The organism is Streptomyces sp. NPDC054783 (genome assembly GCF_053611725.1).
Genome location: NZ_JBSHAY010000006.1, coordinates 279192 through 303841, shown reverse-complemented (window position 1 = coordinate 303841; position 24650 = coordinate 279192). Strand labels below are relative to the sequence as shown.

The window sequence follows — 24650 nt, the reverse complement described above, 5'->3', positions numbered from 1 at the left end:
GGCGGGGCGTTGCCTCAGCTCTTGATGTCGCCGATCTTCGGGGCGGGCTCGTTCTTGTAGCCGGCCGGTCCGAAGTTCTTCTTCACGGCCGTCTCCCACGAGCCGTCGGAGACCATGTCTTCAAGGGCCTTGTTGATCTTGGCCTTGAGGTCGCTGCCCTTCTTGACGCCGATGCCGTAGTTCTCGTTGGTCATCTTGAAGCCGCCGAGCTTGAACTTGCCCTTGAACTGGGCCTGGGCGGCGTAGCCCGCGAGGATCGAGTCGTCCGTGGTGAGGGCGTCGATGGCGCCGCTCTGCAGACCCCCCAGACAGGCCGAGTAGGTCGGGTACGTCTGGAGGTTCGCCTTGGGAGCCAGCCTGTCGTGGAGGTTCTGGGCCGAGGTCGAGCCGGTCACCGAGCACAGCTTCTTGCCGTTCAGGTCCGCCGGAGACTTGATCTTCGTGTCGTTCGCGCGCAGCAGCACGTCCTGGTGGGCCAGCAGGTACGGGCCGGCGAAGTCGACCTTCTGCTGACGCTCGGGGGTGATCGAGTAGGTGGCGGCGATGAAGTCGACGTCACCGCGCTGCAGCATGGTCTCGCGATCGGCGCTCTTCGACTCCTTCCACTCGATCTGGTCGGCGCTGTAGCCGAGCTTCTTGGCGACATAGGTGGCCACGTCGACGTCGAAGCCCGCGTAGCCCTGCGGGGTCTTCTGGCCGAGGCCCGGCTGGTCGAACTTGATGCCGATGGCGATCTTCTTGCCACCGCCGGAGGAGCCGTTGTCGTCCTTCTTGCCGCCGCCGCACGCGGTGGCGGACAGGGCGAGGGCGAGTACGGCGGCCGAGGCGGCGGTGACCTTGCGGAGCTTCATGGTGAACATCCTTTGAAGTGGTGCGGAACGAGGTCCGTTGGAAAAGGCGACCCAGGGGCGCGGGGCGGGGCGGCGCCGTCAGTGGTGCAGGATCTTGGACAGGAAGTCCTTGGCCCGGTCGCTGCGCGGGTTGCTGAAGAACTGGTCGGGCGCAGCCTCTTCGACGATCCGGCCGTCGGCCATGAAGACCACGCGGTTCGCAGCCGATCGTGCGAAGCCCATCTCATGGGTGACGACGACCATCGTCATGCCTTCACGGGCGAGCTGCTGCATGACCTCGAGGACCTCGTTGATCATCTCGGGGTCGAGGGCGGAGGTCGGCTCGTCGAAGAGCATGACCTTCGGGCCCATCGCCAGTGCCCGCGCGATGGCGACGCGCTGCTGCTGGCCGCCGGACAGCTGGGCGGGATACTTGTCGGCCTGGGTGCCCACGCCGACCCGGTCGAGCAGGGACCGGGCCTTCTCCTCGGCCTGCTTCCTGTCCGCCTTGCGGACCTTGAGCTGCCCCAGCATCACGTTCTCGAGCACGGTCTTGTGCGCGAAGAGGTTGAAGGACTGGAAGACCATCCCGACGTCCGCCCGCAGCCGGGCAAGCTGCTTGCCCTCCTGGGGCAGGGGCTTGCCGTCGATGGCGATGGTGCCCGAGTCGATCGCCTCCAGGCGGTTGATGGTGCGGCAGAGGGTCGACTTTCCGGACCCGGAGGGCCCGATGACCACGACGACCTCGCCGCGGGCGATCGTCAGGTCGATGTCCTGGAGCACATGCAACGCGCCGAAGTGCTTGTTGACGCTCTTCAGGACGACCAGTTCGTCGGACGTGACCACGTCTTCCTTGGTCACCGATACATTGGTCATCGCTCTCGGGCTCCGTCCTCCTCGGTTTCGGAGGACAGTAGTGAGCGGCTGTGACCTGCGTCATCACATCTGAGGGAGATCTGAGCATCACGATCCGATAGCAATCGGACACGCGTGGTAGCACCTGCCGCCCAGTGCGTATCGGCCGGATAACGGAAGCGACGGGCAACCGGAACCCTCTTGACGCCGTCCTTATCCATCGGCGTGACTGCCATGGTGCACGCGCGCGTGACATACAGGACGCGCGAGAACCCAGACCGTACGACCGCTGAACCGGAGGGGGCCGGGATGAGACTGCTGCTCGTCGAGGACGACAACCACGTCGCCGCGGCCCTGTCCGCCGTACTCGCGCGACACGGTTTCGACGTCACCCACGCACGCAGCGGCGAGGAGGCCCTGCAGGCGCTCGTCCCCGAGGGCAACGGTTTCGGCGTGGTCCTGCTCGACCTGGGCCTGCCCGACCAGGACGGCTACGAGGTCTGCGGCAAGATCCGCAAACGCACCAGCACACCGGTGATCATGGTGACGGCCCGCTCCGACGTCCGCTCCCGCATCCACGGGCTCAACCTGGGTGCCGACGACTACGTGGTGAAGCCCTACGACACCGGGGAACTGCTCGCCCGTATCCACGCCGTCAGCCGGCGCACCGTTCACGAGGACCCGGCGACCGGCGGCGAGGGCGCCCTGCACCTCGGTCCCGTACGCATCGAACTACCCACCCGGCAGGTCACCGTGAACGGTTCGGTTGTCCAACTGACCCGCAAGGAGTTCGACCTGCTCGCCCTGCTCGCGCAGCGCCCCGGAGTGGTCTTCCGGCGGGAGCAGATCATCAGCGAGGTCTGGCGCACCAGCTGGGAGGGCACCGGCCGCACCCTGGAGGTGCACGTCGCCTCCCTGCGCGCCAAACTGCGCATGCCCGCACTGATCGAGACCGTACGCGGCGTCGGCTACCGGCTCGTCGCCCCGGCCGCCTAGCGGGGACGGGTGCGCGCACGTCTGCTGCCGCTGCTCATCATCCTGATGGCGGCCGTCCTCCTCGCCCTCGGGCTTCCGCTCGCCATCAGCCTGGCCGCCGCGCAGCAGCAGAAGGTCGTCGTCGACCGCATCGACGACACGGCACGCTTCGCGGCGCTCGCCCAGTTCGTCACCGACGGGCCCAGAGGATCGCGCCGCACCAGCACCGACGAGCGCCTGGAGGCCCTGCGCAGCGAACTCGGCAGCTACTACGGCGTCTACGGCATCCGCGCGGGCGTCTTCTACCGCAACGGCTCGGCGATGGTCAACGCCCCCGACGACTGGTTCGTACCGCGGACGGGGGAGGTGCGGGCGGCGTTCGAGGAGGCGCTGCTCAGCCGGCGCAGCCATGACCCGCGGCAGGTGTGGCCCTGGCAGCGCAGCCGGCTGATCGTGGCCTCCCCGGTGATCCGGGACGGCGACGTCGTGGCGGTCGTGGTCACCGACTCGCCCACCGGGCAGATGCGGTCGCGGACCCTGCGTGGCTGGCTGATCATCGGGGCCGGCGAGATCGCGGCGATGCTGCTGGCCGTCGGCGCGGCGCTGCGGCTGACCGGCTGGGTGCTCAGACCGGTACGGGTCCTCGACGCCACCACCCACGACATCGCCACCGGACGGCTGAAGTCGCGGGTCGCGGTCGGCGGCGGACCGCCGGAACTCAGACGGCTCGCCCGTTCGTTCAACGAGATGGCGGACAACGTCGAGGACGTGCTGGAGCAGCAGCGCGCCTTCGTCGCGGACGCCTCGCACCAACTGCGCAACCCGCTCGCGGCGCTGCTGCTGCGTATCGAACTGCTCGCCCTCGAACTCCCCGAGGACAACGAGGAGATCGCCTCGGTCCGCACCGAGGGCAAGCGTCTCGCACAGGTCCTGGACGACCTGCTGGACCTGGCGCTGGCCGAGCACGCCGAGGCGGACCTGAGACTGACCGACATCGGCGCCCTCACCGAGGAGCGGATCGCCGCCTGGTCTCCGGCCGCCGAGACCAAGGGGGTCCGGCTGACCGGGGAGTGCCCGCCCACGACCGCCTGGGCGGACCCGATCACCCTGTCCAGCGCGCTGGACGCGCTGATCGACAACGCCGTGAAGTTCACCCCCGAGGGCGGCACGGTGGAGGTCGCCGTCGCCGCCGACGGCGACAGGTCCACGGTCGTCGTCACCGACACCGGGCCCGGCCTCACCGACGAGGAACTCGCGCGCGTGGGCGACCGGTTCTGGCGCAGCGGCCGCCACCAGAACATCAAGGGCTCGGGCCTCGGCCTGTCCATCGTGCACACGTTGCTCACGGCGGGCGGAGGCTCGATCGACTACGCCCACCATGAGCCGCGGGGACTGCGCGTGACGGTGACGGTGCCCAGGCACGCGGAGCCGTGACCGGGGGCCGGGGCTGAGCCGGGGCTCGGGCACGGGGTACGGCTCGGCGGCGAGACTCGCGGGGTACGGCTCGGCGGCGGGACTCGCGGGGAACGGCCACCGGGCCCCACTGTCCTTGCCCTGCGCGGCCCGCTCGGCAGGGCGCGCTTGGCGTGGCCCGCCCGGCAGGGGTGACGGGACGCCGTCCGCCCCCGCTACGGCTTCATCGAGACGTAGTACCGGCGCGCACCCTCCTGGAGGGGCAGCGGATCGGTGTAGATGGCGGTGCGCAGATCGACCAGTTGGGCGGAGTGGACATGGGCGCCGATGTCGTCGCGGCTCTTGATGACCGTGCGGGTCACCCATTCGGTGAGCCTGGGGTCCATGTCCGCGCGGGTCATCAGGAGGTTGGACACGGCGATCGTCGGGACCTCGTTGCCCTGCTGTACGGCCGGGTAGGCCGACTCGGGGATGTTGGTGGCCCGGTAGTGGCGCGCCTCCTTGCCCTGGTCGTGCAGCTTGGCGACCAGGTCGCTCTCGATCGGCACGAACTTGAAGGCCGACTTCTGGGCCAGCGCGACAAGTCCCTTGGTGGGCAGGCCGCCCGACCAGAAGAAGGCGTCGATCCTGCGCTGCTCCAGCCGGTCGGGCCCGGTGTCGATGCCGTCCGCGACGGGGGTGATGTCCTTGTGGGGGTCGATGCCGGCGGCCTTGAGCACCCGGTCGGCGATCAGCCGTACCCCGGAGTCGGGCAGCCCGGTCGCCACCCGCTTGTGCCGCAGGTCCGCCACGTTTTTGATGTCCGAGTCACTGCGCACGACGAGCTGGACGTAGTCGTCGTAGAGCCGGGCCACCCCGCGCAGCCGCCCGGCGCCGCTGCCGTGCCGCAGCTCGTACGCCTCCACCGCGTCCGCCGCCGCGATGGTGAAGTCGGCCTTGCCGGTCGCCACCCGCTGCACGTTCTCCTGCGAGCCGGCGCTGTTCAGCAGCTTCACCTTCAGGTTGGGCATGTCCTTGGCGAACTCGGCGCGCAGCCGCTCGCCGTACTCCTGGTAGACCCCACGGGGCGTGCCTGTGCTGAAGACGATCGTCCCGCTCGGCGGCTTCTCGCCCAGTGGCAGCAGCCACCACAGCAGCAGCCCGAGCACCACGGCACCGGCGGCCGCGGCCGGCAGCACCCGGCGCCTGCTGATACGGGGGAACATCGTGGACATGCGGCGATCCTGCCAGGCCGGGCGGGACGCTGAACAGGGCCGGGGTCACTCCGTGGTCCGGAGGCGGACGGAGGGCTCTGTCAGTGGTGGCCGTTAGAGTCGTCGGCATGAGTACTTCGCCCGCCGGCCTCGTCCGAGAGTTCCACCTCGCCTTCGGCCTGGACGCCCGCACCACGCCGACCGAGGTGGCCCCCGAACTGGCCGCGCACCGTGGGGAACTGCTCGCCGAGGAGGCCGCGGAAGTCGCCGAGGTCGCGGTCGACGGCCCGCTGGACAAGCTCGCGCACGAACTGGCGGACGTGGTCTACGTGGCGTACGGCACGGCGCTGGTCCACGGCATCGACCTCGACCACGTGATCGCCGAGATCCACCGGGCCAACATGAGCAAGCTCGGCCCGGACGGACAGGTCGCCCGCCGGGCCGACGGCAAGGTCCTCAAGGGGGAGCACTACCGGGCGCCGGACGTGTCGTCCGTACTGCGCCGCCAGGGCTGGATACCGGCGGCGCAGGACAGTTCTGCGCAGGCGGGCGCCTAGAAGGTGCCGCCCGCCAGCTTCCACTCGCGGTTCAGGGCGCCCAGCGGAATGCTCCGCTGGATGACCGGTGTGCCGAAGACGGACAGCTGGAGCCGCAGGGTCCCGGACAGGTCGACCCCGCCGTACACGCCCCAGGCGCCCTCGGCCTTCGCCCCGCCGCCGTCGGAGGAGGCCGTGACCGTGCCGGAGGCCTCGCCGCGCAGATACGGAGCCAGGTCGGCGGTGACACCGACGGCGCCGTAGAGGCCGACCGAGGCCTCGGCCCCGAGCGCCGTCTTCACGGTCCCGGCGGTGGTGACGGAGGCGCGCACGGGCGTGCTCTTCATGTCCGACGAGCTGACCGGCGTCCAGCCCTTGGACAGACCGAAGGTGCCGCCCGCCTTGAAGTCGCCCCTGAGGTTCTGCTCGACGTCGACGGTGACCCGCCCGTCCCCGCTGATCTGGACGTAAGCGGTCAGGTCGAGGTTGACGACGACGGGGACGGGGCCGACCTGGAGGACGGGGTCGGCGTGCAGCTTGGCGAACGGGATCCGCAGCGGGGTGCCGGTGGTCGCGGCGGCGCGGCCCTTGACCGCCCAGCCGGAGGTCCAGTCGCCGGACACGCCGAGGTAGGCGGAGCCGGGCGGGGCGTCGCTACCGGAGCCGCCGTAGGCGAAGTCGACCTGCGGGGCGACCTGGACGAAGCCGTTCACCGAGGCGGCGGCGGAGACCGGCGTGTGCTGGGCCGTCGGGATGTCGGCGCTCACGTCGAGCCGGAGACTGCCGAGCGGCACCGTGGCCCCCTTCGGGCCGGCGTGCGCGTGACCGGTCTTCGCCCAGGACACCTTCACACCGGGCAGCAGCTTGTCGACGGTGAAGGACGAGGGGTCGACCGGTACGGCGCCCTTCGCCGTCTCGTCGCCGAGCAGCGCGTTGAGGGTGGACGGTTCCGTCTGCACCTCGGTGCCGCCGTCCGTCCGGCCGATCACCTTGGTGACCTTGGCGAGCAGCCCGTCCGGCGCCCCGGGCGCGGGCGCACTGGCGATCACATCGCCGACGGCGGCCTTGTACGGGGCACCGGAGGGGGTGGGGGAGGCCGCAGGGGAGGCGGGAGCTGAACTCCCGTGCCTGACGGGCTTGTCGGCGAGGACGGCCCGCCGGGTGTGGCTGTCGTACGAGCCGATGGCGAGTGCCGTCCTGTGTGCCCGCTGCCCGGAGCCGGCCGGCCCGGCCGTGGCGGTCGCGGCGGTCGCGGGCGCGGCGGCGACGGCGAGCGAGCGGTCCGTGCCGTCGGCGGGCCCGTCGGCGGCCTCGACCTGCCGGCCGTGCCCGGCGGTCGCCGACGGGCCGGCCTGCGAGGCGGGCGAGGAACAGGCCGCGGCGAGGAAGAGGGTGGTCACGGCGAAGGCGGGCAGCAGGGCACGTCTGTGCCGCATGCGTCTGCGCATGGTCGGTCCTGGGTGAAGTGGGGGGTGGCAGAGAGGTACTGGGCGAACGGGCTACTTGACGGTAGAACCGGCCGGTAACTCGTGAACGAGCCATGAGCATGCCATGTCTTTATGTAGGGCCCCCACACAATCCGGCCACATCTCAAGGTGACCTGCGCCACGGCGAGTTCGCGTCACGGCGGGGCTCAAAACCGGTGATGCGGAGCCTCTCCCGGGCTCAGGGGTCGGCCAGGCCGGTGCCGCCGAGGCGGGTCAAGAGGGATGACAGCTGTGTGATGTCCTCGGCGTTCAGCGCGGGGGCGGCGAAGACCTCGGTGGCGGTCTCCTCGGCCGTCGCGAGCATCTCCTTCAGCCGTCGTCGGCCCGTCCCGGTCAGCGACGCGTAGGCCACGCGCGCGTCCCGCGCATCCGCTTCGCGGGTCACCAGCCCGATCCGCTCCAGTGGCGCGAGCCCGCGCGTGACCCCGGAGGCCGTCAGGCCCAGCGCCTCGGCGAGGTCGACCCGCCGCATGCGGCCGCCGGGCGCCCGGCTCAGCCGCAGCAGCAGGGTGAAGTCGGCGAGGCTCACGCCGTGCAGCGCGCTCAGCCGGGAGTCGAAGCGCCGTACGAGCGCTGCCTGGGCCCGCAGCAGTCGCAGCGCCGCGTCCAGGGCGTCACTCATGGCCGCTCACTCCCACTCATTGCCCACTCCTTGAGTACTCAAGTTTATGCCCCGCTCGAACGAGCCGCCCGTCGCTGCCGCTTGCCCATCGGCGCCTGGGAGAGATCCTCGGCGGTGGAGCGGAGGTTCTTGAAGCCGTAGCCGCGCTCGGCCAGCCAGGCCTTCGCCGCCTCCTCGGCCCGTTCGGTCGCCTCAAGAATGTCCTCCTCTTCCTCCCCGGTGTCGGAGAAACGGAAGACGAAGGCCGGCCGGGCGGCGATGTCGTAGGTGAGGCTGCCCTCGGGGGTGAACGCGGCGCGCAGTACGTCGTGTTCGGCGGCGTCGGCCAGCAGTTCGGTCCGCTGGGCGTCGGTGAGGCCGTCGAAGGCGCCGCGGACGGTGATCCGGAACGTGCGAGTGCTCATTCCGCGACCTTAGGCGTGGCGGGCCCCGGTCTCCACCGGGTTTCCGAACGCGCCCAGGCCCTGGATGGGGTGTCACCAACTGTGCCTGGTCCCGTACAGTCCGTGCTCCAGCGATCCTTGCGACCCACGTCCGGCGATCGACCAGGAGAAGAGATCATGGACATCGAAGCCGGTCCCGGCTCCCTTACGCGCGTTCCGGGAACGGGGCGGCCGGTGCCCGAGGTCGAGCCCGCACTCGTCGAGGGGTGGCGTTCGGCGGGCGGCGAGCTGGTGGAGCTGCTGTCTCAGGTGCGCGTGCGCTGCGGTGGCGTCGCCGCCTTCCGGCTCGGGCCGGCCCGCACCGTTCTCGTCACCGACCCGCAGGCGGTCCAGCACGTGCTCGCCCGGCACCCCGAGCGGTACGTCAAACGCTCCCACCGCGCCCGGCTGCTGATCGGCGACGGTGTCCTCGCCGCCACCGGTGCGGCATGGAAGCGGCAACGACGCCTGCTGCAGGCCCAGTTCACCGGCACTGGCATGCGCCGTTACCAACAGCGGATCAACGAGGCCGCCCGGACCACCGCCGGGCGCTGGGCAGGGTACGCGCGTACCGGACAGACCCTGGACGTCGTGCGCGAGATGCGCCGCTTCGCCCTGGACGCCATCTGGCGCTCTCTCACCGGGCACGCCCTCGACGACCGTACCGAGCGCGAACTGGCGGCCGTGACCGCCGTGGCGGCCGCCCTTCCGACGCTGCCCGCGGATGTCACCGGCGCCCAGGACGCCGTCGCCGCCGATCTCGCCCGGATCGACGCCGTCGCCTGGCACGCCATCGACACCGCCCGCGCCGGGGCGGCCGGCCCCGACGGCCCGGGCCTGCTGCACGTCCTGATCGACGCCGCCGACGAGCACCCCGAGTACACCGACCGGCTCATCCGCGACGAGTTGGTCACGCTGCTCTCGGCCGGGCACGAGACCACTGCCACCACCCTGACCTGGCTCTACCTGCTCCTCGACCGGTACCCCGCCGCCCGTGAACAAGCTCTGGCCGCGGGCGGCGAGGGCTCGGCGCAGCGCCGCCAGGCCGTCCAGGCCCTGGTCCACGAGACGCTACGGCTGTATCCGGCCGCCTGGATCCTGCCCCGCCACGCCATCGAGGACGACACCCTCGCCGGTTACACGGTAGAGGCCGGCACCGACATCCTGGTCTGCCCCTACCTCACGCACCGCGACCCCGAACTCTGGCCGGACCCCGAACGGTTCGACCCCCGGCGCTTCACCGTCCCGGACGGCCGGCCCGCCCACCCGGGCGCCTACCTCCCCTTCGGGATCGGTCCCCGCGCCTGTCTCGGTGTCCAGTTCGCGCTCCGGGAATCGACCGTCCTCCTCGAACACCTGCTGCCGGTCCACACGCTGTCCTTCCACTCCACGCCCACCAGGGCGGACTACGGCTTCACCGTCCGTCCCGACGGCCCCGTCACGGCGTCCTTGGCACCGCCGCTCACCTGACCTGACCCGCACCTGACCTGAACCGGCCGGGCGGCGGTCCGGCCGCCCAGGGCGCGCAAGCGCTTCGACACAGCCCGGCTCGTCCGGTGAGCGCCTACCCTGGAGCCGCGGGCAGCGAGCCGGCCGACTGCCGTGGCCCGTCCGGGAAGGCGGTGGCGTTCCATGCGGTACGTGGCTGTGAGCGCGCTGAGCCATCCCGGGCTGCTCCGCGAACGCAACGAGGACAGCCTCGTGGTCGGGCCGTGGACCCTGTGCGCCACGGTGACGGAGAGTCCGCAGACCCTGGTCTTCCCGATCGGCACGCCTCTCGTCGTCGCCGTCGCCGACGGGCTCGGCGGGCATCCCGGCGGCGACCTGGCCAGCGCGCTGGTCGCCCGCCGGATCGCGTCCGCCGGCCCCACCCTGGGCAGCGAGGACACCCTCCGCGTTGCCCTGAACGCCTGCAACCGCGCCGTGTACACGGCCGCCGGCGGCGAGGAGGAGACCGAGCTGGCCGCCATGGGCACCACCGTCGCCGGTATCGTCGTGCAGCCCGGCTCGCTGCTGGTGTTCAACGTGGGCGACAGCCGGGTCTACGCCGCTTCCCGCGACGGGCTGCGCCAGGTGAGCGTCGACGACAGCCCCCCGCTCGAACCCGGGCAGCACACCACGTCCATCGTCACCCAGTGCCTGGGCGGCAGCCCCTCGTACCGCGCCGTTCACCCCCATGTGACGACCGAATCCCTGTCTCCCGGCGCCCGCTACCTCATCTGCACCGACGGTCTGACCGATCCGCTGCCCGCGGATGTGCTGGACGACGTGATGCGGGAGCACGACGACGGCCGTGCTGCCTTCGAGCTGTGGAAGGCGGCGATCGCCGCGGGCGGTCCCGACAACATCACGCTGGCGGTCGTACGCGTCGCCGACGAATAGCTCAAGGCCGAGGGAACACCTCAACGCACCCCCGGCTCGTCCGGCGGGAAGCCGTACCGCCCCTGCAACCGGACGAAGTAGGCCGAGGTCAGCACCCGCAACCGCACCAGCCCCGATGCGGTGCGCTCGAAGCACACCACCTGCTCGTGTCCGCCCGGCCCGATCGGCTGCACCAGGCGGCCACCCGGGCGCACCTGTGCGGCCAGCGGCGCGGGCACCTCCGGGAACGCGGCCGACACGAGGACGGCGTCGTACGGGGCCCGGTCCGGCACACCGCCGCTGCCGTCGCCGATGCGCAGCTCCACGTTCCGCACGCCCTGGCGGGCGAGATTCACGCGCGCCTGGCGGGCTATGTCCGGCCGCATCTCGATGCTGACCACGTCCGCGGCCAGCCGGGCGAGCAGAGCGGTCTGGAAGCCCAGACCCGTACCGACCTCCAGGACGTGCTCGCACCCGTCCAGACCGAGACCCTCGATCATCATCGCCGACAGCGAGGGCTGCGTGGTGACCTGTCCCTGCCCGATGGCAACGGGTACGTCCCGGTAGGCGGCAGCCAGCTGATCGGCCGGGACGAATCCCGCCCGGGGCGTCGCCCGCACGGCCGCGAGCAGCCGCTCGTCCCCGACCCCGGCGGCCGTGAGGGCCCGCACGAGATCGTCCGGTTCTCCGGTTACGGCGTTCACGGCCTGGTTCACCCCACCACGCGGTCACGGCGCCTACGGTGGAGGCATGAGCGAGATCGTCGTCTACGAACTCGACAGGCCGGGCGCGGCCGGCTCTCCCGCCGGCTCCTCCACAAGACCGACGGGTGGCGCGGAACGGCGCGTCCGCAAGGTGCACGCGGCACCGGTGGCGCCGGGGTCGCACACGGCCACGGGACCGCGGACCCTCTGCGGCAAGGACACCTTCGCCATGGCAACGGCCGACTGGAAGCCCTCCGACGAGCCGGGAGCCTCCTGGTACCCCCCGGAGCACGCCTCCCTGGTCTGCCCGGACTGTGATGCCGTGATGGAGACCTGACGGGCGTACCGGACCGGCGCACCGGCTGCCCGGCGGTGCCGCCCCGTGTCCACCGCCTTCGCGCCGCTCTCAGCAGGTGACTCGCCCGCGTTCGACTCGGCCACGAGGACTCACCCGCGCTCGACGTACTCCTTGAAGTGCTCCAGATCGCTGCGGACGAGCCGTTCGATCGCGTTGGTCTGGGCGAAACCCCTGGGCCCGCCGAAGGTGTCGCGGACCGTGCCGGGGTCGTACTCCAGCCGTGCCTGGATCCGGGTGTGGTTCTTGTCGATCGGCTGGACCGAGAAGGAACCAGTCAGCTCGGGAGCGCTCGTGGTGAGCCACTCCATCACGTGCTCACCGCGGTCCGTCACCTCGGCCTCGACCTCGCGGGCCGGCCCACCCGTTTCGACCTCCAGATGCGCTCGGCCCCCGGCCTCCGTACGGGCGCCCCGCACTCCTTGCACGAAACGCGGATAGTTCTCCACCCGGTGCAGGGTCTCCCAGGCCCTGTCGACCGGAACGTCGACGTCGACGTGCAGCTCGAGGGTGCTCATGGCTCACCTCCACGTGCGGCTCATGACGCATGGCCGCCTGCTTACAGTGTGCGCCCGGCAGGACGGGGGCGGGCCGGGACAGGGCTCCTCCGACAGCGCCTACCCTTGACGCATGACCAGCAGCAGCGACCGGAGCCCCGCAGTGGACGTTCAAGCACCAAAGACGTACGAAGTGCGCACCTACGGGTGCCAGATGAACGTCCACGATTCCGAGCGGTTGGCCGGCCTGCTCGAAGACGCCGGGTACGTGCGGGCCCCCGAGGGGGCGGACGGGGACGCGGACGTGGTCGTGTTCAACACCTGCGCCGTGCGGGAGAACGCCGACAACCGGCTGTACGGCAACCTCGGCCGGCTCGCACCGAAGAAGGCCTCGCGGCCCGGCATGCAGATCGCGGTCGGCGGCTGCCTCGCGCAGAAGGACCGCGACACCATCGTCAAGAAGGCGCCCTGGGTGGACGTCGTCTTCGGCACGCACAACATCGGCAAGCTGCCCGTCCTGCTGGAGCGCGCCCGCGTGCAGGAGGAGGCGCAGGTCGAGATCGCCGAGTCGCTGGAGGCCTTCCCGTCCACCCTGCCGACCCGGCGCGAGAGCGCCTACGCGGCCTGGGTGTCGATCTCCGTCGGGTGCAACAACACCTGCACCTTCTGCATCGTCCCGGCCCTGCGCGGCAAGGAGAAGGACCGCCGGCCCGGCGACATCCTCGCCGAGGTGGAGGCGCTGGTCGCCGAGGGTGTCTCCGAGATCACGCTGCTCGGCCAGAACGTCAACGCCTACGGCTCCGACATCGGCGACCGCGAGGCCTTCAGCAAGCTGCTGCGCGCCTGCGGGAACATCGAGGGCCTGGAGCGGGTCCGCTTCACCTCCCCGCACCCCCGTGACTTCACCGACGACGTCATCGCCGCCATGGCCGAGACCCCGAACGTGATGCCGCAGCTGCACATGCCGCTGCAGTCCGGCTCGGACACCGTCCTGAAGGCGATGCGCCGCTCCTACCGGCAGGAGCGGTACCTCGGGATCATCGAGAAGGTGCGGGCCGCCATCCCGCACGCCGCGATCACCACCGACATCATCGTGGGCTTCCCCGGCGAGACCGAGGAGGACTTCGAGCAGACCCTGCACGTGGTCCGTGAGGCCCGGTTTGCGCAGGCCTTCACCTTCCAGTACTCCAAGCGCCCGGGCACTCCGGCCGCGACCATGGACGACCAGATCCCCAAGGAGGTCGTCCAGGCCCGCTACGAGCGGCTGGTCGCCCTGCAGGAGGAGATCTCCTGGGAGGAGAACAAGAAGCAGGTCGGCCGCACGCTCGAGCTGATGGTCGCCGAGGGTGAGGGGCGCAAGGACGGCGCCACGCACCGCCTCTCCGGCCGCGCCTCCGACAACCGGCTGGTCCACTTCACCAAGCCGGAGCAGGAGGTCCGCCCGGGTGACGTGGTCACCGTCGAGGTGACGTACGCCGCCCCGCACCACCTCCTCGCAGAGGGCCCCGTCCTCTCCGTGCGCCGCACGCGCGCGGGCGACGCCTGGGAGAAGCGCAACGCCGCCGAGGCCGCCAAACCGGCCGGCGTCATGCTCGGCCTGCCGAAGATCGGGGTGCCGGAGCCGCTGCCGGCCGCCGCGGCGAGCGGCTGCGGCTGCGACTGACCGGGCCCGGCCCGACTGTTTGTCGGCAATCCGGACGCGGGGGACGGGGGACGAGCCGATGCCTCGATGGGCGCTGCTGCTGGACAAGCCGCCCGGTGAGGGGCCGTACCGCAGGCAGTACGAGCTGATGGCCACGATCGACGGCACGCGCGAGGAGGCCGAGGCCCGGTTCGCGGAGCTGGTACGCCTCTACCAGCCCAGGCATCCGCGGTATCCGGTGCGCATGCGCCGGTACCGCACCGCGGACGGCTGGATGCTGGTCGGGGACGGCTCGTCCGGTGGGGTGTACACGTACCACTTCCTGTTCACCGAGCTGGAGTGGGACTCGGGTCCGATCACCTACTGACCGCCCGGCGGCGTAACCTGCCGATCATGCTTGTCGCCGCCGCAGTCTGTCCCTGCCCGCCAGTGCTCGTGCCCGAGGTGGCCGCCGGCGCCGCTCCCGAGCTGGACGCCGCGCGCTCGGCCTGCTCCGACGCGCTCGGGGTGCTCGCCGCCGCCCGGCCGGACCTCCTGGTGGTCGTCGGGCCCGCCGAGCAGAGCGGGCGCGGATCGTTTCCGCAGGGCGCGCCGGGGTCCTTCCGCGGGTTCGGGGTCGACGTGGAGGTACGCCTGGGACCCGCCGGGGACACCGTCTCCGAGCGCGAGCTGCCGCCGTCTCTGGCCGTCGGCGCCTGGCTGCTGGAGCGGACCGACTGGGCGGATGCCCCGATCGAGGGACTCGGGGTCGGGGAACCGCTCGCGCCCGAGCGGTGTGCCGAAGCCGGCAGGGAGATCGGCGCAAAGGCCCGGCGGGTGGCGCTGCTGGTGATGGGAGACGCCAGCGCGTGCCGCACGGTCAAGGCGCCGGGCTACCTGGACGAGCGGGCGGCACCCTTCGACGCGGAGGTCGCGCGTGCGCTGGGCGCGGCGGACCTGGCGGCCGTCCAGGCGCTGGACGCCGGGCTGGCAGCCGAGCTGAAGGCCTCCGGCCGGGCCCCCTGGCAGGTCCTGGCCGGCGCAGCGGAGGGCGCGAACCTCAGCGGCGCACTGCTGTACGAGGACGCGCCGTACGGCGTGGGGTACGTGGTGGCCGCCTGGTCCTAGCGCGGCGGACTCCAGCGCGCGGGCGCGCGCGGGCCCACGTAGGCGCACGCGGGCCTGCGCAAGCCCACGTCGGCGCACGCGGAAACGGCGGACGGCCGGGAGCCGGTGTGCTCCACGACCGTCCGCCGATCCGCTTGCCGTGCGCCCGTGTGCCGAACCGTTCGGACGCATGCCGTTCAGGAGGCTCAGGATGCCGGTGGCGGGCCCTCCGGACGGGTGGGGGGCGTCGGATCTCCGGTGGTCCTGGCCGGGCCGGGACCCTCCTTGTGGGCGAGGCGGTCCATCGCCTCCTTGGCCTTGCCGGTCCCCGCCTGGATCCTGTCGCTGTACTTGTGCTTGGTCCGCTCGTCCACGGCCTTCGCGGCCTTGTCGAGACCGTGCTGCACCTTGTCCCCGTGCTGCCGCGCGAGGTCCGACACCTTGTCCCTGGCCGGGCCGAGCTTGGCCTTCATGTTGTCCAACAGCCCCATGGTCCACCTTCCCTCGCGGGCCAGTTACCTGCGGGCGCCCTCGCCGGTCTCGGCGTCGGCGGCCTCCTCGGCGGACTGCTGCTTGGGGATGCCGGAGCCCTCGGACGCGTCGTCCGCGGCGGCGTCGGACCGCTCCGCCACGTCTTCGCTCCCGTCACCGGCCGAACCCTTCGCCTCCGTCGCACCGGCCGCCTTCGCCTCCGCCGACCCTGCTTCCGCCGCCTCGGCCCCCTCCGGCTCCGCGCCGGTCTGCGCCTCGGCGGCCGACGCCTCCGAAGTCGCCTTCGACCTGCCGAGGAGTCGTGCAAAAACGCCCATATCCACTCCATACGGTACTCGTGCGGGCGAATTCCCGCGTTACCCGGTGCGTACGGTTGCGCCGCCCGGGTCACCGCCTCCGGTGATCCGGATGGCGGTATCCGCCACGGGCAACGACCTGGCACCACGCCCGTCACGTAACTCGTTCGAGGCACCGCCAGGAGGTTTGCGAGACTGGTGCGGTGAGTAGTGCACCCTCCACCCCCCGCGTCATCGCCGTCGTCGGCCCCACCGCGGCCGGAAAGTCCGATCTCGGCGTCTTCCTGGCCCAGCAGCTCGGCGGGGAGGTCGTCAACGCGGACTCCATGCAGCTGTACCGAGGGATGGACATCGGCACCGCCAAGCTGACGCCCGAGGAGCGCGGCGGCATTCCGCACCACCTGCTGGACATCTGGGACGTGACGGTCACCGCCTCCGTCGCCGAGTACCAGAAGCTGGCCCGCGCCCGGATCGACGCACTGCTCGCCGAGGGCCGCTGGCCGATCCTGGTCGGCGGCTCCGGCCTGTACGTCCGCGGGGCCGTCGACAACCTGGAGTTCCCCGGCACCGACCCCGAGGTCCGGGCCCGCCTGGAGGAGGAGCTGGCGCTGCGCGGCTCCGGCGCGCTGCACGCCCGGCTGGCCGCCGCCGACCCGGAGGCCGCCCGCGCGATCCTGCCGAGCAACGGCCGCCGTATCGTCCGGGCGCTCGAAGTGATCGAGATCACCGGCCGGCCCTTCACCGCGAACCTGCCGGGCCACGACTCCGTGTACGACACCGTCCAGATCGGCGTGGACGTGGCCCGACCGGAACTGGACGACCGGATCGCGCGCCGTGTCGACCGGATGTGGGAGGCGGGCCTCGTGGACGAGGTGCGCGCACTGGAGGCGGAGGGGTTGCGCGAGGGGCGCACGGCGTCGCGTGCGCTGGGTTACCAGCAGGTGCTCGCGGCGCTCGCCGGTGAGTGCACCGAAGCGGAAGCGCGGGCCGAGACCGTCCGTGCGACCAAGCGCTTCGCGCGCCGTCAGGATTCGTGGTTCAGGCGCGATCCCCGGGTGCACTGGTTGAGTGGGGCCGTGGCCGACCGCGGGGAACTTCCGCACCTGGCCGTGGCGTTGGTCGAACGACCGGTCACAGCCTGATCACGTCATGGCATCGGGATGCGCCGCCGGTCATCGAGGCCTCCGGCGCCGTGCCATCATCGAGCTTCGATCGACCAAGCGGAGCCTAGTTGGGAGGGCGCGTGGCGATGGAGGCCGGCCCTCGCGACACCGCACAAAGTGCCGAACACGTCACCACCGCCGGTGACGAACCGGACCCGCGTGGCGACCGTCTGACCGACGACTGCCTGGGTGAGGACCGGCTGACCGAAGGCCGCCTGGACCGTCTGGCCGACCCCCTGCTGCCCGAGAGCCGTCACCCCGAGGACCGGCCGGCGGAGGACCGCCTCATCGACGACCGGCTCGTTGCGGACCGCCTCACCGACGACGGGCTGACCGACGACGGCCTCGACGAGACGCCGGACGGCGTGACCGACGACGGGCCGGAGCCCGAGGAGATGTACCCGGGCGGTCCGGAGGTCGAGGTCGAGCTGCGCCCGCAGCGCAGGCTGCGCCTCTGGCAGCTCGCTCCCATCGTGGGACTGTCCGCCGTCGGCTCCCTGATGTTCGCCTTCCCGCTCGCCTTCGACTTCGGCGACAGCGGCGCCGTCATCGCCATGCTCGGCCTGCTGATCTGCTCCTGCGCCGCCGGCTGGGGCATGATGGCCGCCCGCCGCGTGGGCTACACCTGGCCCGGCCTGCCGGCCCGCGGCTCGGGCCGCCGCCCGGACTGGCGGGTCGTACTCGGATACGTGCTCCTGGTGGCCGTGGTCGCGGTCCTCGCGGTCTGGCGCGTGGCAAGGCTCCGCTGAAGCGCCCTCTGAAAGGGGCGCGGGAAACCGCGACCAGCCGCAGACGGCCGGCACTCACCCGCCGCCCGGCCCCCCGCCTCCCACCGGCCGAACCCGGCGCAGCGCTCCTGTCCCTTACGATCGAGGAATGAGCACGCGCACGCGGATCCCCTTCCTCAAGGGTCACGGCACCGAGAACGACTTCGTGATCGTCCCGGACCCGGAGAACGCCCTCGACCTGAGCCCGGCCGCCGTCGCCGCCCTGTGCGACCGCCGGGCCGGCATCGGCGGCGACGGGGTGCTGCACGTCGTGCGCTCCGCCGCGCACCCCGAGGCCACATCGATGGCGGCCGAGGCCGAGTGGTTCATGGACTACCGCAACGGCGACGGCTCGGTCGCCGAGATGTGCGGCAACGGAGTCCGTGTGTTCGCGCGCTACCTCCAGCACGCCGGACATGTGGGCGAGGGCGACCTCGCGATCGCCACACGCGCGGGCGTGAAGACCGTCCACATCGCCAAGGACGGTGACATCACCGTCGGCATGGGCCGCGCCCGCCTGCCGGAGGGCGAGGTCACGGTGAGCGTCGGCGAGCACAGCTGGCCCGCCCGCAACGTGAACATGGGCAACCCGCACGCGGTCGCCTTCGTCGACGACCTCGCGCAGGCCGGCAACCTGTACGACCCGCCGCCGTTCAGCCCGGCCGCCGCCTACCCCGACGGGGTCAACGTCGAGTTCGTCGTCGACCGAGGCCCCCGTCACGTCGCCATGCGCGTGCACGAGCGCGGCTCCGGCGAGACCCGCTCGTGCGGCACGGGCGCGTGCGCCGTCGCCGTGGCCGCCGCCCGGCGCGACGGCGCCGAGCCGGCCGTCACCGGAACCCCGGCCACGTACACCGTCGACCTGCCCGGCGGGCGTCTGGTCATCACCGAGCGGCCCGACGGCGAGATCGAGATGACCGGACCCGCCGTGATCGTCGCCGAGGGTGAAATCGACGGCGAATGGCTGGAAAACACCCTCCGCTGACGCCGTGTCACCGCGAGGAGGACGCCCCGCGGCTCCCGGATCAGCGGTTTCCGGTGCCCGGGGCGTTCGAAGCCTCGGGCGATTCCAGGGCAGTTGGCGCAAACGCTAAACCTCCTTTTCGTCGCTCGAATGGGTGATCCGTTTCACGCTCGGCGAGAGGCGGTCGGTCGCACGTGGTGGGCTCGATAGCATCAAGCACCGGCACGGACGGGGGAACGTCGCCATCCCTGAGCCGCGTACGCCCTGGGGCCCCGTCCGCCGGTCCACGAGCCGGAGGTGCCCATGAGTGCGGAGGCCACGAACCCTGCGACCCCTGGCCCGGTAGCGCCCACGGCGTCCGCGGCGGCGACCGCCCCCGCGGTGCCCAGGTCGGACCGCAGGAAGTCCCGGGCCCGGATCGACCTGCGCAGGCTCGGCCGGGCCGCGCTGCTCGGCCCCGCCGTTCGCGGCAAGCTGCCCGACGCCATCGGCCATGTCGTGGAGGCGCACCGCGCCCATCACCCCGACGCGGACCTCGATCCGCTGCGCCGCGCCTACGTCCTCGCTGAGTCCTCGCACCGTGGCCAGATGCGCAAGAGCGGCGAGCCGTACATCACCCACCCGCTCGCCGTGACCCTGATCCTCGCCGAACTCGGTGCCGAGACCACGACCTTGACGGCCTCCTTGCTCCACGACACCGTCGAGGACACCGATGTGACGCTCGATCAGGTGCGGGAACAGTTCGGTGAGGAGGTTCGATATCTGGTCGACGGCGTCACGAAACTGGAGAAGGTCGACTACGGAGCCGCCGCCGAACCGGAGACCTTCCGCAAGATGCTCGTCGCCACCGGCAGCGACGTGCGCGTGATGTCGATCAAACTCGCCGACCGTCTGCACAACATGCGCACGCTCGGCGTGATGCGCCCGGAGAAACAGGCGCGGATCGCCAAGGTCACCCGGGACGTCCTCATCCCGCTCGCCGAACGCCTCGGCGTGCAGGCCCTGAAGACCGAGATGGAGGACCTGGTCTTCGCCATCCTGCACCGCGAGGAGTACGAGCACACACGCGGACTCATCGCGCGGAACGCCGCCCGCTCCGACGACCCCCTCGCCGAAGTCGCCGACGAGATGCGCGGGGTGCTGCGCGAGGCCGGCATCCAGGCCGAAGTCCTCATCAGGCCCCGGCACTTCGTCTCCGTGCACCGCGTGGCCCGCAAACGCGGACGGCTGCGCGGCACCGACTTCGGCCGCCTGCTGGTGCTGGTGAACGAGGACGCCGACTGTTACGGCGTCCTCGGCGAACTGCACACCTGTATGACGCCGGTCGTCTCGGAGTTCAAGGACTTCATCGCCGTACCGAAGTTCAACCTGTACCAGTCGCTGCACACCGCCGTTGCCTGCCCCCAGGCTCGAACCGACTCGCCCGGGGGGACCCCCACCGCCGCCCAGGTCGTCGAAGTCCTCATCCGCACCCACCAGATGCACAAGGTCGCCGAGGCCGGCGTCATCGCCCTCGGCAACCCCTACGCCCCCGCCTCCGACACCTCCTCCTCCGACGCCCCCGCCGACGGTGAGCGCGCCGACCCCACCCGTCCCGGCTGGCTCTCCCGGCTCCTCGACTGGCAGCAGGCCGCCCCCGACCCCGACACCTTCTGGTCGACCCTGCGCGAGGACCTGGCCCAGGACCGCGAGATCACCGTCTTCCGCCCCGACGGCGGCACGCTCGGCCTACCCGAGGGCGCCACCTGCGTGGACGCCGCGTACGCCCAGTACGGCGAGGACGCGCACGCCTGCATCGGCGCCCGCGTCAACGGCCGCCTGGCGACCCTCAGCACCGTCCTGAAGGACGGCGACACCGTCCAGCTCCTCATGGGCCAGGACCCGGCCTCCGAGCCCTCCCGTGAATGGCTGGAGCACGCCCACACCCCGGCCGCCCGCATCGCCATCCAGCGCTGGCTGGCGACGCACCCCGGCGGCGGCACCGGCACGGACGACATGACGGGCACCCGCGCCGAAACCACCGAGGGCACCGCCCCAGCGTGGCGCGCCGACCCGGCCCCGGGCACCGCCGCACCCCACCCGGCGGCACCCGCCGAGGGCGGCTCCGCGGCCCGGTCTCGCGGCGCCGACGTCCTCGCGGACCGGCCGGGGGCCTCCGTACGGCTCGCCCGGTGCTGTACGCCCGTGCCGCCCGACGAGATCACCGGCTTCGCGGTACGCGGGGGAGTGGTCACCGTCCACCGGGTGGAGTGCGCCGCGGTGGCGCACATGAAGAGCAGAGAGCGCGCGGAGATCGGCGTGCGCTGGGGGGACACCACCGAGTGCCGGGTCACCCTGGTCGCTGAATCGTTCGGCCGCCCTCATCTGCTCGCCGACCTCACCGAGGCGATCTCCTCGGCGGGCGTCGACATCGTCTCGGCGACCGTGGAACCGCCCACCCAGCAGCGGGTACGCCACACGTACACCCTCCTGCTCCCCGACGCGGCCCGCCTCCCGGCCCTGATGCGCGCCATGCGGGACGTCCCGGGCGTGTACGACGTGGCCCGCGCCCAGCACCAGGCCCCGGCCTCCTGAGGGCGCGTGAGGCGACGGGGGAGCGCCAGGCACGGCCGAGGAAGGCCGGCGCTTGACGGGGGGCGGCTTGGATCAGAAGGGCCTCGGAACCGAACCCGTTCGGGTGGGCCGGGCGCGAGTCGCCGTCGTAGCACGGGAACGCACTGGTAGCGGTGGTGCATGCTGCTCACCCCCCGCGTCGGCCTCCGCGCCTCCTCCGAGTCCCGGACCCGGTCAAGGACTCGGTCCGGGACACCCCGGACCCAGCCCCGGGTCTCCCGGCACCGGAAGGCGGCCCTGCTCGCCTCCGCCGTCTCCGTCTGCCTCCTCGCCGCGGCGGCCCCGGCCGAGCCCCTCGGCGTCGGCGACCGGCTCTACCCGTACCTGGGCAACCCGGGCTACGACGTGGCGACGTACGACCTGTCCTTCACCTATCCCGGCACCAACGACAAGCCGCTCCAGGCCGTCACCACCATCGACGCCCGGACCACCGCCGACCTGGACCGGATCAACCTCGATTTCTCGCACGGCACCGTGCAGTCCGTCGAGGTCGACGGGCATCCCGCGGCCTTCACCAGCGCCGGCGAGGACCTGGTCGTCACGCCGGAGCACGGCCTCGCGCAGGGCAGCTGGACCAGGATCACCGTGAAGCACACCAGCGATCCCGTCTTCACCAAGGACCAGGACGGCGGCTGGGTGCGCACCTCCGACGGCCTCGCCATGGCCAACCAGGCCGACGCGGCCCACCTGGTCTTCCCCTGCAACGACCACCCGTCCGACAAGGCGACGTTCACCTTCCACATCACCGCCCCGAACGGCTACACCGTCGTCGCCAACGGCCTGCCCGCCGGGGTGGACCGGGCCGCCCGCAGCACCACCTGGACCTTCCGCACCCAGCACCCCATGGCCACCGAACTCGCCCAGGTGTCCATCGGCCGGTCCGCCGTGCTGCACCGCGAGGGACCGCACGGCCTGCCGATGCGTGACGTCGTGCCCAGCGCCGACGCCAAGGCCCTCGAACCCTGGCTCGCCAAGACGCCCGGCCAGATCGCCTGGATGGAGGGCAAGGTCGGGAAGTTCCCCTTCGAGACGTACGGCGTGCTCATGGCACAGGCCTCCACCGGGTTCGAACTGGAGACACAGACCCTCTCCCTCTTCGAGAAGAACCTGTTCACCGAGCCCGGCTACCCCAAGTGGTACATCGAGTCGATCATGGTGCACGAGCTGTCCCACCAGTGGTTCGGCGACAGCGTCAGCCCTCGCAGCTGGTCCGACGTCTGGCTGAACGAGGGGCATGCCTCCTGGTACGAGGCGCTGTACGCCGAGGAGACCGCGCACCGGTCCATGGAGGACCGGATGAAGGCCGCCTACGGCGCCTCCGACCGCTGGCGCGAGGCCGGTGGCCCGCCCGCCCGGCCCAAGCCGCCCGCCCCCGAGCAGAAGATCAGCATCTTCCGGCCCAACGTGTACGACGGCGCCGCACTCGTCCTCTACGCCCTGCGCCAGAAGATCGGCCGGCCGGCCTTCGAACAGCTGGAGCGGACCTGGGTCCGCGAACACCGGGACTCCACCGCCTCCACCGCCGACTTCGTCCAGCTGGCCTCGGCGGTCTCCGGCCAGGACCTGAGCGGCTTCTTCAAGGGCTGGCTGTACGGCGAGAAGACCCCGCCGATGCCCGGCCACCCCGACTGGAAGCAGCTGGCGCCGGACAAGTCCGCCGGGCACAAGGCAAAGCGGAGCGCGCGATAACACGGTGACGAGACGGGCCGCCTCGTGCGACCATCATCGGGTCGGCGCGAGCCGGGGCACGGAATTTCCCGGGGTACTCGTACGTTGACCAGATGCGCGGTCCAGCAGGACCGCCCCACCGACGCCGTAACGGCATCCCATCGACGTAAGGATCCAATGACCTCCTCTTCTTCCCCTTCCCAGGACACCAAGCGCCTCGCCTACGACTTTCCCGAGGGTCTTCGGGCCGATGCCCTGATGGAAGAGGACGTCGCCTGGAGCCACGAGATCGACGGCGAGCGGGACGGCGACCAGTTCGACCGCTCCGAGCGCGCGGCCCTGCGCCGTGTGACGGGTCTGTCCACCGAGCTGGAGGACGTCACCGAGGTCGAGTACCGACAGCTCCGCCTGGAGCAGGTCGTGCTCGTCGGGGTGTGGACCACCGGCACCGCTCAGGACGCCGACAACTCCCTCGCGGAGCTGGCCGCCCTCGCCGAGACCGCGGGCGCGCTCGTGCTCGACGGCGTGATCCAACGCCGCGACAAGCCCGACGCGGCCACCTACATCGGCTCCGGCAAGGCCCAGGAGCTGCGCGACATCGTCCTCGAAACGGGCGCCGACACGGTCATCTGCGACGGCGAGCTGAGCCCGGGCCAGCTGATCCAGCTGGAGGACGTCGTCAAGGTCAAGGTCATCGACCGTACGGCCCTGATCCTGGACATCTTCGCCCAGCACGCCAAGTCCCGCGAGGGCAAGGCGCAGGTCGCGCTCGCGCAGATGCAGTACATGCTGCCGAGGCTCCGCGGCTGGGGTCAGTCGCTGTCCCGGCAGATGGGTGGCGGTCGCGGCGGTCTCGCCACGCGTGGCCCCGGTGAGACCAAGATCGAGACGGACCGGCGACGGATCCGCGAGAAGATGGCGAAGATGCGCCGGGAGATCGCGGACATGAAGACCGGCCGCGAGATCAAGCGCCAGGAGCGCCGGCGCAACAAGGTGCCGTCCGTCGCCATCGCGGGCTACACCAACGCCGGCAAGTCCTCCCTGCTCAACCGCCTCACGGGCGCAGGCGTCCTGGTCGAGAACGCCCTGTTCGCGACCCTGGACCCGACCGTCCGCCGGGCGGAGACCCCGAGCGGCCGGCTGTACACGCTGGCGGACACCGTCGGCTTCGTCCGGCACCTGCCGCACCACCTGGTCGAGGCGTTCCGCTCCACCATGGAGGAGGTCGGCGACTCCGACCTGATCCTGCACGTGGTGGACGGCTCGCACCCGAACCCCGAGGAGCAGCTGGCCGCCGTGCGCGAGGTGATCCGGGACGTCGGCGCCACCGACGTGCCCGAGATCGTCGTGATCAACAAGGCGGACGCGGCCGACCCGCTGGTCCTCCAGCGGCTGCTCAGGGTGGAGAAGCACTCCATCGCCGTCTCGGCCCGCACCGGCCGGGGCATCGAGGAACTGCTCGCCCTGATCGACAACGATCTGCCGCGCCCCTCGGTCGAGATCGAGGTCCTCGTGCCGTACACGCACGGCAAGCTCGTCGCCCGCGCCCACACCGAGGGTGAGGTGATCTCCGAGGAGCACACCGCGGAGGGCACCCTGCTCAAGGTCCGGGTGCACGAGGAACTGGCGGCGGACCTGGCGCCGTACGCACCGGTGTCCGCGGCCTGACCCAAGGCCATGCGAAAGGCCCGCTCCCTTGTCGGGGGCGG

At 71.6% G+C, this 24650-nt stretch carries 25 protein-coding genes; 15 read left to right on the top strand and 10 right to left on the bottom strand.

The window, feature by feature from the left end; all coding sequences use genetic code 11:
* Positions 1 to 14: 14 nt before the first annotated feature.
* Together ACWGJ5_RS14495 and ACWGJ5_RS14490 are read right to left on the bottom strand one after the other, a co-directional pair.
* Positions 15 to 851 (bottom strand): glutamate ABC transporter substrate-binding protein, encoded by an 837-nt coding sequence (locus ACWGJ5_RS14495; protein WP_453310060.1) that lies wholly within the window; start codon positions 849 to 851, stop codon positions 15 to 17.
* A 78-nt stretch (positions 852 to 929) separates the two neighbouring features.
* Positions 930 to 1706: an amino acid ABC transporter ATP-binding protein gene (locus tag ACWGJ5_RS14490; RefSeq protein ID WP_453310059.1), complete on the bottom strand. Its 777-nt coding sequence runs from the start codon at positions 1704 to 1706 to the stop codon at positions 930 to 932.
* 288 nt (positions 1707 to 1994) lie between these two features.
* On the opposite strand from ACWGJ5_RS14490, the gene ACWGJ5_RS14485 reads away from it, so the two are divergent.
* Together ACWGJ5_RS14485 and ACWGJ5_RS14480 are read left to right on the top strand one after the other, a co-directional pair.
* A complete protein-coding gene (locus ACWGJ5_RS14485) occupies positions 1995 to 2681 on the top strand; it encodes a response regulator transcription factor (protein ID WP_453310058.1) in 687 nt (228 codons plus the stop codon).
* Positions 2682 to 2690: 9 nt separating this feature from the next.
* Entirely contained in the window at positions 2691 to 4094 is a 1404-nt protein-coding gene (locus tag ACWGJ5_RS14480; protein ID WP_453310057.1) for an ATP-binding protein, read from the top strand.
* Between the two features lie 194 nt (positions 4095 to 4288).
* On the opposite strand, the gene ACWGJ5_RS14475 is transcribed toward ACWGJ5_RS14480, so the two are convergent.
* Entirely contained in the window at positions 4289 to 5287 is a 999-nt protein-coding gene (locus tag ACWGJ5_RS14475; protein ID WP_453310056.1) for a TAXI family TRAP transporter solute-binding subunit, read from the bottom strand.
* A 107-nt stretch (positions 5288 to 5394) separates the two neighbouring features.
* On the opposite strand from ACWGJ5_RS14475, the gene ACWGJ5_RS14470 reads away from it, so the two are divergent.
* A complete protein-coding gene (locus ACWGJ5_RS14470) occupies positions 5395 to 5823 on the top strand; it encodes a pyrophosphohydrolase domain-containing protein (RefSeq protein ID WP_453310055.1) in 429 nt (142 codons plus the stop codon).
* Here the strand turns inward: ACWGJ5_RS14470 and ACWGJ5_RS14465 are convergent.
* The 3 genes from ACWGJ5_RS14465 to ACWGJ5_RS14455 form a co-directional block, all read right to left on the bottom strand.
* The gene (locus ACWGJ5_RS14465; protein WP_453310054.1) at positions 5820 to 7238 is read right to left on the bottom strand and encodes a hypothetical protein; all 1419 of its coding nucleotides are present in this window, start codon (positions 7236 to 7238) and stop codon (positions 5820 to 5822) included. The genes ACWGJ5_RS14470 and ACWGJ5_RS14465 overlap by 4 nt on opposite strands.
* Positions 7239 to 7467: 229 nt before the next feature.
* On the bottom strand, positions 7468 to 7911 hold the full coding sequence (locus ACWGJ5_RS14460) for a MarR family winged helix-turn-helix transcriptional regulator (protein WP_453310053.1): 444 nt from the start codon (positions 7909 to 7911) through the stop codon (positions 7468 to 7470).
* A 44-nt stretch (positions 7912 to 7955) separates the two neighbouring features.
* A complete protein-coding gene (locus ACWGJ5_RS14455; protein WP_453310052.1) occupies positions 7956 to 8315 on the bottom strand; it encodes a DUF6204 family protein in 360 nt (119 codons plus the stop codon).
* A gap of 156 nt (positions 8316 to 8471) precedes the next feature.
* On the opposite strand from ACWGJ5_RS14455, the gene ACWGJ5_RS14450 reads away from it, so the two are divergent.
* Positions 8472 to 9803 carry a cytochrome P450 gene (locus ACWGJ5_RS14450; RefSeq protein WP_453310051.1) on the top strand — a complete coding sequence of 444 codons (1332 nt, stop codon included), beginning with the start codon at positions 8472 to 8474 and terminating at the stop codon, positions 9801 to 9803.
* 162 nt (positions 9804 to 9965) lie between these two features.
* Entirely contained in the window at positions 9966 to 10715 is a 750-nt protein-coding gene (locus tag ACWGJ5_RS14445) for a PP2C family protein-serine/threonine phosphatase (RefSeq protein ID WP_453310050.1), read from the top strand.
* Between the two features lie 20 nt (positions 10716 to 10735).
* On the opposite strand, the gene ACWGJ5_RS14440 is transcribed toward ACWGJ5_RS14445, so the two are convergent.
* Entirely contained in the window at positions 10736 to 11398 is a 663-nt protein-coding gene (locus ACWGJ5_RS14440) for a protein-L-isoaspartate O-methyltransferase family protein (RefSeq protein WP_453310049.1), read from the bottom strand.
* A 46-nt stretch (positions 11399 to 11444) separates the two neighbouring features.
* Between ACWGJ5_RS14440 and ACWGJ5_RS14435 the strand changes: the two genes are divergently transcribed.
* On the top strand, positions 11445 to 11735 hold the full coding sequence (locus ACWGJ5_RS14435) for a hypothetical protein (RefSeq protein WP_453310048.1): 291 nt from the start codon (positions 11445 to 11447) through the stop codon (positions 11733 to 11735).
* Between the two features lie 110 nt (positions 11736 to 11845).
* Here ACWGJ5_RS14435 and ACWGJ5_RS14430 read toward each other — a convergent pair whose 3' ends face one another.
* Positions 11846 to 12271 carry an SRPBCC family protein gene (locus ACWGJ5_RS14430; protein WP_453310047.1) on the bottom strand — a complete coding sequence of 142 codons (426 nt, stop codon included), beginning with the start codon at positions 12269 to 12271 and terminating at the stop codon, positions 11846 to 11848.
* Positions 12272 to 12383: 112 nt separating this feature from the next.
* On the opposite strand from ACWGJ5_RS14430, the gene miaB reads away from it, so the two are divergent.
* The 3 genes from miaB to ACWGJ5_RS14415 are packed head-to-tail and all read left to right on the top strand — an operon-like array spanning position 12384 to position 14999.
* Positions 12384 to 13913 (top strand): tRNA (N6-isopentenyl adenosine(37)-C2)-methylthiotransferase MiaB, encoded by a 1530-nt coding sequence (gene miaB, locus ACWGJ5_RS14425; protein WP_453310046.1) that lies wholly within the window; start codon positions 12384 to 12386, stop codon positions 13911 to 13913.
* A 58-nt stretch (positions 13914 to 13971) separates the two neighbouring features.
* On the top strand, positions 13972 to 14259 hold the full coding sequence (locus ACWGJ5_RS14420) for a hypothetical protein (protein WP_228616753.1): 288 nt from the start codon (positions 13972 to 13974) through the stop codon (positions 14257 to 14259).
* Positions 14260 to 14285: 26 nt separating this feature from the next.
* On the top strand, positions 14286 to 14999 hold the full coding sequence (locus tag ACWGJ5_RS14415) for a class III extradiol dioxygenase subunit B-like domain-containing protein (RefSeq protein WP_453310045.1): 714 nt from the start codon (positions 14286 to 14288) through the stop codon (positions 14997 to 14999).
* A 185-nt stretch (positions 15000 to 15184) separates the two neighbouring features.
* On the opposite strand, the gene ACWGJ5_RS14410 is transcribed toward ACWGJ5_RS14415, so the two are convergent.
* On the bottom strand, positions 15185 to 15469 hold the full coding sequence (locus ACWGJ5_RS14410; RefSeq protein WP_351612491.1) for an antitoxin: 285 nt from the start codon (positions 15467 to 15469) through the stop codon (positions 15185 to 15187).
* A 24-nt stretch (positions 15470 to 15493) separates the two neighbouring features.
* Positions 15494 to 15787: a hypothetical protein gene (locus tag ACWGJ5_RS14405; protein WP_453310044.1), complete on the bottom strand. Its 294-nt coding sequence runs from the start codon at positions 15785 to 15787 to the stop codon at positions 15494 to 15496.
* A gap of 182 nt (positions 15788 to 15969) precedes the next feature.
* On the opposite strand from ACWGJ5_RS14405, the gene miaA reads away from it, so the two are divergent.
* From miaA to hflX, 6 genes are all read left to right on the top strand, one after another.
* Positions 15970 to 16908 carry a tRNA (adenosine(37)-N6)-dimethylallyltransferase MiaA gene (gene miaA / locus ACWGJ5_RS14400; protein ID WP_453310043.1) on the top strand — a complete coding sequence of 313 codons (939 nt, stop codon included), beginning with the start codon at positions 15970 to 15972 and terminating at the stop codon, positions 16906 to 16908.
* Between the two features lie 107 nt (positions 16909 to 17015).
* Positions 17016 to 17678: a hypothetical protein gene (locus ACWGJ5_RS14395; RefSeq protein ID WP_453310090.1), complete on the top strand. Its 663-nt coding sequence runs from the start codon at positions 17016 to 17018 to the stop codon at positions 17676 to 17678.
* Between the two features lie 127 nt (positions 17679 to 17805).
* Complete coding sequence (gene dapF, locus ACWGJ5_RS14390; protein WP_453310042.1) at positions 17806 to 18681, top strand: diaminopimelate epimerase; 876 nt, start codon at positions 17806 to 17808, stop codon at positions 18679 to 18681.
* 282 nt (positions 18682 to 18963) lie between these two features.
* A complete protein-coding gene (locus tag ACWGJ5_RS14385; RefSeq protein ID WP_453310041.1) occupies positions 18964 to 21234 on the top strand; it encodes a RelA/SpoT family protein in 2271 nt (756 codons plus the stop codon).
* 159 nt (positions 21235 to 21393) lie between these two features.
* On the top strand, positions 21394 to 22962 hold the full coding sequence (locus tag ACWGJ5_RS14380; protein ID WP_453310040.1) for a M1 family metallopeptidase: 1569 nt from the start codon (positions 21394 to 21396) through the stop codon (positions 22960 to 22962).
* Positions 22963 to 23118: 156 nt separating this feature from the next.
* On the top strand, positions 23119 to 24609 hold the full coding sequence (gene hflX / locus ACWGJ5_RS14375) for a GTPase HflX (protein ID WP_453310039.1): 1491 nt from the start codon (positions 23119 to 23121) through the stop codon (positions 24607 to 24609).
* The last annotated feature ends 41 nt before the right edge of the window (positions 24610 to 24650 follow it).

Bases quoted from the DNA above. Each gene is read 5' to 3' on its own strand.
- ACWGJ5_RS14495 (WP_453310060.1), bottom strand. From the start codon at position 851: ATGAAGCTCCGCAAGGTCACCGCCGCCTCGGCCGCCGTACTCGCCCTC.
- ACWGJ5_RS14490 (WP_453310059.1), bottom strand. From the start codon at position 1,706: ATGACCAATGTATCGGTGACCAAGGAAGACGTGGTCACGTCCGACGAA.
- ACWGJ5_RS14485 (WP_453310058.1), top strand. From the start codon at position 1,995: ATGAGACTGCTGCTCGTCGAGGACGACAACCACGTCGCCGCGGCCCTG.
- ACWGJ5_RS14475 (WP_453310056.1), bottom strand. From the start codon at position 5,287: ATGTCCACGATGTTCCCCCGTATCAGCAGGCGCCGGGTGCTGCCGGCC.
- ACWGJ5_RS14470 (WP_453310055.1), top strand. From the start codon at position 5,395: ATGAGTACTTCGCCCGCCGGCCTCGTCCGAGAGTTCCACCTCGCCTTC.
- ACWGJ5_RS14465 (WP_453310054.1), bottom strand. From the start codon at position 7,238: ATGCGGCACAGACGTGCCCTGCTGCCCGCCTTCGCCGTGACCACCCTC.
- ACWGJ5_RS14460 (WP_453310053.1), bottom strand. From the start codon at position 7,911: ATGAGTGACGCCCTGGACGCGGCGCTGCGACTGCTGCGGGCCCAGGCA.
- ACWGJ5_RS14455 (WP_453310052.1), bottom strand. From the start codon at position 8,315: ATGAGCACTCGCACGTTCCGGATCACCGTCCGCGGCGCCTTCGACGGC.
- ACWGJ5_RS14450 (WP_453310051.1), top strand. From the start codon at position 8,472: ATGGACATCGAAGCCGGTCCCGGCTCCCTTACGCGCGTTCCGGGAACG.
- ACWGJ5_RS14445 (WP_453310050.1), top strand. From the start codon at position 9,966: ATGCGGTACGTGGCTGTGAGCGCGCTGAGCCATCCCGGGCTGCTCCGC.
- ACWGJ5_RS14435 (WP_453310048.1), top strand. From the start codon at position 11,445: ATGAGCGAGATCGTCGTCTACGAACTCGACAGGCCGGGCGCGGCCGGC.
- ACWGJ5_RS14430 (WP_453310047.1), bottom strand. From the start codon at position 12,271: ATGAGCACCCTCGAGCTGCACGTCGACGTCGACGTTCCGGTCGACAGG.
- miaB (WP_453310046.1), top strand. From the start codon at position 12,384: ATGACCAGCAGCAGCGACCGGAGCCCCGCAGTGGACGTTCAAGCACCA.
- ACWGJ5_RS14420 (WP_228616753.1), top strand. From the start codon at position 13,972: ATGCCTCGATGGGCGCTGCTGCTGGACAAGCCGCCCGGTGAGGGGCCG.
- ACWGJ5_RS14415 (WP_453310045.1), top strand. From the start codon at position 14,286: ATGCTTGTCGCCGCCGCAGTCTGTCCCTGCCCGCCAGTGCTCGTGCCC.
- ACWGJ5_RS14410 (WP_351612491.1), bottom strand. From the start codon at position 15,469: ATGGGGCTGTTGGACAACATGAAGGCCAAGCTCGGCCCGGCCAGGGAC.
- ACWGJ5_RS14405 (WP_453310044.1), bottom strand. From the start codon at position 15,787: ATGGGCGTTTTTGCACGACTCCTCGGCAGGTCGAAGGCGACTTCGGAG.
- ACWGJ5_RS14395 (WP_453310090.1), top strand. From the start codon at position 17,016: ATGGAGGCCGGCCCTCGCGACACCGCACAAAGTGCCGAACACGTCACC.
- dapF (WP_453310042.1), top strand. From the start codon at position 17,806: ATGAGCACGCGCACGCGGATCCCCTTCCTCAAGGGTCACGGCACCGAG.
- ACWGJ5_RS14385 (WP_453310041.1), top strand. From the start codon at position 18,964: ATGAGTGCGGAGGCCACGAACCCTGCGACCCCTGGCCCGGTAGCGCCC.
- ACWGJ5_RS14380 (WP_453310040.1), top strand. From the start codon at position 21,394: ATGCTGCTCACCCCCCGCGTCGGCCTCCGCGCCTCCTCCGAGTCCCGG.
- hflX (WP_453310039.1), top strand. From the start codon at position 23,119: ATGACCTCCTCTTCTTCCCCTTCCCAGGACACCAAGCGCCTCGCCTAC.